We start from the raw sequence: 1,332 nt of genomic DNA on the forward strand, positions 1-1,332 counted from the left end.
CGCCACCCGAGAGGCGGGCTCCGGGATTGAACCGGCTGCTGCGGGCGGGGCGGTGAGGGTCATGGCGACGGCGCCTCCTTCGCCCACAATTATAGCGCAGAACGCACATAGAATCGAGAAAAACTCATGTAAACATGGATATATATTCAGAACCATTTCTGATCGGGGAGTGCGGTTGCCGATCAGGTTGCGGCACTCGAGCCGGGAGGATTCCTGGGGCTGCAACTGGCCGCGTGAGCGGGTGAATTGCTGCGTCAGCACGGCGGAGTAACCATTCATGCGCTTTCACGAGCTCTAGCTGGGAATCGGGCGGGCCGGAACAACCGGTTCGTCCGTGATTGGATGGAGTGTGTGCGAAGGCGGCCGTGTCGTTCAGCACGTGATCGGGGGAGCACATGACACTGGTAAGTAATTCGGCGCCGACACGCCCGCGCGATGTTGCGGCGGCGGCAACACTGTGGCTGCCCATCGCGGCCGTTGTCGTCACCTGGCTGCTGTGGATTGAACGCCTGCCCGCTGTGCTGCCGCGGCAATGGGGCCGCGACGGCGCGGTGAGCTCGACGATGCCGACCGTGGCGATGGGGGCGATCGCAGTCGTGGTGAGTCTGGGCGCTGCACTTTTCGCCACCTATTGGTTGCGCGAGCGTGGCGCTCCCAATCGCCGATCGGTGTATCTCGGACTCGGCTTCGCTGCCGGGCTGTCGTCGTGCCTCTGGCTGACCACGGCCGGTATCACAATTGCCGCCGGTACTGCAGAACCCGAGATGGGCGCCTGGGTGCTTTTCACGTTTGCCGCCTGCGGTTACGGAGGGCTTCCGTTCCTTCTCGCCCAGAAATGGATGGTTCCGGTGATACCCGTACAGCCGAACGTCGAGCCAAGCGCAATAGACCCGACGGTTCCCTAGGCCAAGCTGGTGACCAGCCTGAACCTGGCTGCGCCAGCAGGTCTCAGCGAAAGCGGGCGACCTCGTAGCCGCCGGCGGAGTAAATCGTTGTGAACACCACGCCGGGGTGTAAGGCCGCGGCGACGACCTGCGCCGAAGTCCATTCGCCGGGCAGGCCGCCCGCCGCAAGGTCGATCACTAGATAGTCCGGGAGCGGATTCTGGTTGCCGAGCCAGTAAACATCCGTTCGTTCCACCAGATAATTCATCAGCCCGATATCGGATTCGACCCGGGCGCCGTCGGGCACAACGGAGAGGGTGGCCTGCGCGGCAGCGGCGCGATCCGTAGAAAAATTGGCCGATATATTGGCTCTCCTGACGCAACCGTGGGTTAAACCCGGCCGGGGAGCACGTGTTTATGTCCGCCGAGGCTGAGCATCGCCAGAGCG

At 63.3% G+C, this 1,332-nt stretch carries 2 protein-coding genes; one reads left to right on the forward strand and one right to left on the reverse strand.

Annotation, left to right across the window (positions count from 1 at the left end; all coding sequences use genetic code 11):
• The first annotated feature begins 395 nt into the window (after nucleotides 1-395).
• The gene (locus CXY71_RS00060) at nucleotides 396-905 is read left to right on the forward strand and encodes a hypothetical protein (protein WP_104133712.1); all 510 of its coding nucleotides are present in this window, start codon (nucleotides 396-398) and stop codon (nucleotides 903-905) included.
• Between the two features lie 43 nt (nucleotides 906-948).
• Here the strand turns inward: CXY71_RS00060 and CXY71_RS00065 are convergent, their stop codons facing one another.
• The gene (locus CXY71_RS00065; protein ID WP_104133713.1) at nucleotides 949-1,191 is read right to left on the reverse strand and encodes a hypothetical protein; all 243 of its coding nucleotides are present in this window, start codon (nucleotides 1,189-1,191) and stop codon (nucleotides 949-951) included.
• Nucleotides 1,192-1,332: the final 141 nt, after the last annotated feature.

Source organism: Cryobacterium sp. Y62 (assembly GCF_002929785.1).
Classification (GTDB): Bacteria; Actinomycetota; Actinomycetes; order Actinomycetales; family Microbacteriaceae; genus Cryobacterium.